Source organism: Streptomyces sp. 8P21H-1, assembly GCF_013302945.1.
The window spans coordinates 1-4626 of the sequence record NZ_JABTYA010000244.1 but is presented as its reverse complement, the minus strand read 5'-3'; the positions used below and the strand labels follow the sequence as shown (position 1 = coordinate 4626).

General features: G+C 73.6%; 4 protein-coding genes and 1 pseudogene. 1 reads left to right on the top strand and 4 read right to left on the bottom strand.

Features of this window, described 5'->3' with window-relative positions:
• Nucleotides 1–185 precede the first annotated feature (185 nt).
• Complete coding sequence (locus HO151_RS07380) at nucleotides 186–497, bottom strand: hypothetical protein (RefSeq protein ID WP_254594727.1); 312 nt, start codon at nucleotides 495–497, stop codon at nucleotides 186–188.
• Here HO151_RS07380 and HO151_RS07375 point away from each other — a divergent pair.
• A complete protein-coding gene (locus HO151_RS07375; RefSeq protein ID WP_254594726.1) occupies nucleotides 468–935 on the top strand; it encodes a hypothetical protein in 468 nt (155 codons plus the stop codon). The two genes, HO151_RS07380 and HO151_RS07375, sit on opposite strands and share 30 nt — an antisense overlap.
• On the opposite strand, the gene HO151_RS04835 is transcribed toward HO151_RS07375, so the two are convergent.
• From HO151_RS04835 to HO151_RS04825, 3 genes and pseudogenes are all read right to left on the bottom strand, one after another.
• Nucleotides 925–2673 carry a S8 family peptidase gene (locus HO151_RS04835; RefSeq protein WP_173894874.1) on the bottom strand — a complete coding sequence of 583 codons (1749 nt, stop codon included), beginning with the start codon at nucleotides 2671–2673 and terminating at the stop codon, nucleotides 925–927. The genes HO151_RS07375 and HO151_RS04835 overlap by 11 nt on opposite strands.
• Before the next feature lie 405 nt (nucleotides 2674–3078).
• Entirely contained in the window at nucleotides 3079–4167 is a 1089-nt protein-coding gene (locus HO151_RS04830; protein ID WP_173894873.1) for a PAC2 family protein, read from the bottom strand.
• A gap of 152 nt (nucleotides 4168–4319) precedes the next feature.
• A pseudogene (locus HO151_RS04825) lies at nucleotides 4320–4626 on the bottom strand (hypothetical protein); the annotation flags it as partial.

The following is a 4626-nucleotide window of genomic DNA, read 5'->3' as shown; positions in this document are numbered from 1 at the left end:
CTGGGCCGCGCTCCAGGCGGGGACGGGCGGCACGGACGAGGGCGCCCCCGGCGTCGTCTCGCGCGCCGTGGACGCCCTGCTGGGCGTGGCGCTCTAGCGGTCCCCGCGCAGACGGGCCGTACGACGTCGGGCGCCGGACGGGTCATGACCCGTCCGGCGCCCTCCGTCCACCGGACCGCCGTGCGTCACTGCTTGTTGACGATCACGGCCTGGACGGTGCTGGTCGCGGGGTCGTAGATCGCCAGGACCTGCTGGCCGAAGGCGAAGGCCTCCTGGACCGCGTCGTGCGTCACCTGGTTCGGGTCGACCAGCGAACGCCAGGCCTGGTCGACGTACAGGAAGAGCGTCGGGGGCTGACCCGGCAACGGGGTGACGACGTCCCAGAAGCGCTCCGCGACGCCCCGCGTCAGCGCGACGGCCTCAAGAGCGCTGCGTACGATCTGCGGCTGCGCCTGCTGCTGCTGTTGTTGCTGCTGCCCGCCGAGCTGCTGGAGCAACTGCTGGTACGGCTGCTGCTGGCCCAGCTGCTGGAGCTGCTGCTGCAGGTGCTGGGGGAGCTGCTGCGGGCCGAACCCCTGCTGCTGGCCCATGCCCTGCTCGCCGAACGGCTGCTGTTGCTGCTGGCCGTACGGCTGCTGCTGACCGAAGCCCTGCTGCTGGCCGAAGGGCTGCTGCTGACCGAAGCCCTGCTGCTGCCCGAAGGGCTGCTGGCCGAAGAAGCCCTGCTGCGGGCCCTGCTGCGGGGGAGACGTGCTCGGACCCTGCTGCTGGCCCTGCTGGCCCTGCTGGCCCTGCTGGCCCTGCTGGCCGATCCCCTGCTGGCCTTGCTGACTCATCTGCGGGGTGGTGCTCATGCGGGTGCCACCTTCCCTGAAGGGTCGCTCGATGAAGGGTCGCTCGATGGTCGGGCGACGGCCGGTCGTGTCAGCCCGTGACGACCAGACCGACGATCTCGTCGTCCGAGAACCAGACCCGTACGTCGGGCCGTCCGCTCGCGAAGGCGGACTGCACCGACTGCCTGATCTCGGCGGACGGGTTGTTCAGGCTCCGCCAGCCGCCGGCCACGTAGAGCCGGAGCCTGGGCGGGAGTTCACGCGGATAGGGCACCAGCTCGTCCCAGTACCGTTCGGCCTGGCCCGAGCCGACCGCCCCCGGCAGCAGATGGGCCACCGCCGCCTTGATGTCCGGCCTGCTGCCGATCCGCTGCGACGCGGGCCGGCCCGGCGCGTCCTGCTGCGGGGCGCCCGTGGCCCGCAGCACCTTGCGTGCCCTCTCCGGGGTCATCGGCTCCTGGCCGGCGGCCTTGAGCATGCCCTGCAGCGCGGCCAGGGCGCCGACCACCACCGGGGAGGCGGAGGAGGTCCCGGAGAACGTGTCGGTGAACCAGGCGATCTCCTCGGCGCCGCCCTGCAGGTCGCCGGGCCGGTCCCAGGAGCCGCCGGTCGTGGTGACCTCGCGGCCCCAGCCCTGCGCGTCCACCCGGGCCCCGTAGTTGGAGAACGCCAGACGCGAGCGGTCCGGGCCGTGGTCGCGGCCGTGGGTGCCGGGCGGCGGGGCGCCCGCGCCGACCAGGATCGCGCCGGAGGACTGGTTGGACGGGTTGAAGGGGTTGCGCCACCACTCGACGAACTCGTCGGGGCGGCGCTCGTAGACCGCGTCGTCCAGGGACTCGCCGCCGTTGCCCGCGGCCTCCACCACGAGGATGCCCCGGGCGGTCGCGCACCGGATGGCCGCGAAGTCGTCCGGCCACCATTCGAGCGGGATGTAGCCGCGCTGGTCGTCGCGTTCCCGGTGGTCGAACCGCGGTCCCGGGCGGTGCAGCTCGATCAGGATGATGTCGCCGGCGCCGAGCCGGTCCGCCGCCGCGTTGATCGCCGCCGCCGTGCCGATGCCGTGGAAGGACGCGGCGGCCGTGACGCTGTCCGGCACGATGCCGGTGATGCCGTACCCGTTGCGGTCGCCGCCGATCACGCCGATCACGGCGGTGCCGTGGTTGCGCCAGGCCAGATCCTGGATCGGGGTGCCCACGACCACGCCCGAGAGCTTCGCGGCCAGGTCCTCGTGGCCCAGCTGCCAGGCCCCCTCCACGTCGATCACGGTGACGCCCCGGCCGGAGCCGCCGGGCCGCTGCCAGGCCCAGTACGCGTCCACGCCCTCGGGGGCGGGCCGCAGATAGCCCTGACGGCTGGTGAAGTCGGGGGTGACGGGCGCGCCCTCCTTGCGCCGCCGGTCCTCGTCGGCGCTCTGCCCGACGGACCCCAGGGACGCCGGTACGGCGGCCGGTTTCACGTAGGCCGTGGCGATCTCCGGCAGCGCGGCGATCCGGGAGCGCAGTTCCTGGGCCCGCTCCTCGCCGCCGCGCACCCGGTAGAACAGCCCGAGGTCGGGCAGCGTCTCGGCGCCCGCGGCGGAGGGCTGGGCCGTCGCCCGCAGCCGCTCCTCGCTGCCGAACAGCGGTTCCAGGGCCAGCTGTTCGTCGCTGAGGAACATCGCCAGCGACGACACGTCGGCACCGGCCGCCGAACGGACGCCCTCGGCCCCGGCGCGCAGCCGGGCCTCGGGCCGGGCGACGACGATCAGTTCCTGCTCGGCTCCCCGGTAGTTGAATCCCGCTCCGTCGGGCCCCGGCCCGGAGGCTCCCGGGCCCTGCTCCGGCTGTACCTGGTCGGTCATCGCGTGCCGCTCCCTTCGGTCCGTGCGGGTGCAGGTGCTGGACGGTCGGTGGGCTCTCCGGGGCACACCTTGCTCCTCCGGAGCCGACTCGTCCACCCCCGGGTGCGCCAACCGCGTTTGCGGGCAAGGTGAATGGGGTAGCGTGGCGATTTCGTCCTGAAACCGATGTCACGGCACAATCCGGCCGAATGCTGCGGAGACGGTTGTCGTGTGCTGGGGTGACAGCGTCCGCCGGCCGCCGGGACGACGGCACTCCGGCCCCGTGGCGCTCCCGGACGGCACGTCATGCGCGGCCGAAACATGGGGGGAGGGGCCCTCCGCCGCTCCCCGGCGGACGCCTGTGCCCGGCGCCGGGCACGACGAGCGAGGGGCGGTGCGCCCGTGGCGCACCGCCCCTTCACACGGTCAGTCCTCCGAAGGATTCGAGGGATCCGAGGAATCCCCTGAGCCTCCTGAGCCCTCTGAGCCCGGGACATCGGGGTCCGGGGAGTCCGCGGCGCCGGCACCAGCACCGGTGCCGGTGTCGGCGGCGTCCGCGGGCCCCGGACGCTGCGGCTTCGGCGGCCTCGTGCGGCCGCCCGGCGTGTCACGCAGGTACGTACCGGGGTCGCCGCTCTCCGTGGCGTGGCCACCGGGCGCCGCCGCCGGACCGCTCCCGTCCCGCCTGCGCAGATAGCGCTCGAACTCGCGGGCGATCGCCTCGCCCGACGCCTCCGGCAGCTCGGCGGTGTCCCGGGCCTCCTCCAGCGTCTGCACGTACTCGGCGACCTCGCTGTCCTCGGCGGCCAGCTGGTCCACGCCGACCTGCCAGGCCCGGGCGTCCTCGGGCAGCTCGCCCAGCGGGATCCGCAGGTCGATCAGGTCCTCCAGGCGGTTCAGGAGGGCCAGCGTCGCCTTGGGGTTCGGCGGCTGCGAGACGTAGTGCGGCACGGCCGCCCACAGCGACACCGCGGGTACGCCCGCGTGCGTGCACGCCTCCTGGAGGATGCCGACGATGCCCGTGGGGCCCTCGTACTTGGTCTCCTCCAGATCCATCGTGCGCGCCAGGTCGGGGTCGGAGGTGACCCCGCTGACCGGCACCGGACGGGTGTGCGGGGTGTCACCGAGCAGCGCGCCGAGGATCACCACCAGCTCCACGCCCAGCTCATGGGCGAAACCGAGCAGCTCGTTGCAGAAGGAGCGCCAGCGCATCGACGGCTCGATGCCCCGCACCAGCACCAGGTCCCGCGGTTTCTCGCCGCCCACCCGGACCACCGACAACCTTGTCGTGGGCCAGGTGATCTTGCGTACACCGCCGTCCAGCCACACGGTGGGGCGGTTGACCTGGAAGTCGTAGTAGTCCTCGGCGTCGAGCGCCGCGAACACCTCGCCCTTCCACTCACCGTCCAGATGTGCGACCGCGGTGGAAGCGGCGTCACCGGCGTCGTTCCAGCCCTCGAACGCGGCCACCATGACGGGGTCGACCAGCTCGGGAACCCCCTCGAGCTCGATCACCCGGCGCCTCCTTCACTTCCGACATGCCCTCACGTACGCCCCAACCTTACGGCTTTCGCGGTGGGCGTCCGCAGTCCCCTCGTACGGGGGAGTGACCGGATCACTGCCCCGTCCACGGCGCCCGGACACCCCGCGGACCACGCCTGTGACGATCACACGGGGCAGGACCGTGACGCTCGTACGGGACAGGGCCGTGACGCTCGCACGAGGCCGGACCGTGACACCAGCGCGGCCGGCTCCGTGAGGGCGGCGCCCTCGTCGAGCGTGGTGAGCGCACGGTCGCGCATCAGGACGCGGCCGTCGACAAGGGTGTCCCGTACGTCCCCGGTGCGGGCGGCGTACGCGAGCGTCGACCACGGGTCGTGCGCGGGCGCCAGGTGCGGGCCGCCCAGGTCCAGCACCACCGGATCGGCGCGCCTGCCCGCCTCCGGCGAACCGGGCGCGTCGTCGAGGCCCAGG

What these genes read in the sequence shown, in the direction of transcription:
- HO151_RS04835 (WP_173894874.1), bottom strand. Translation starts at nt 2,673, where the DNA reads ATGACCGACCAGGTACAGCCGGAGCAGGGCCCGGGAGCCTCCGGGCCG.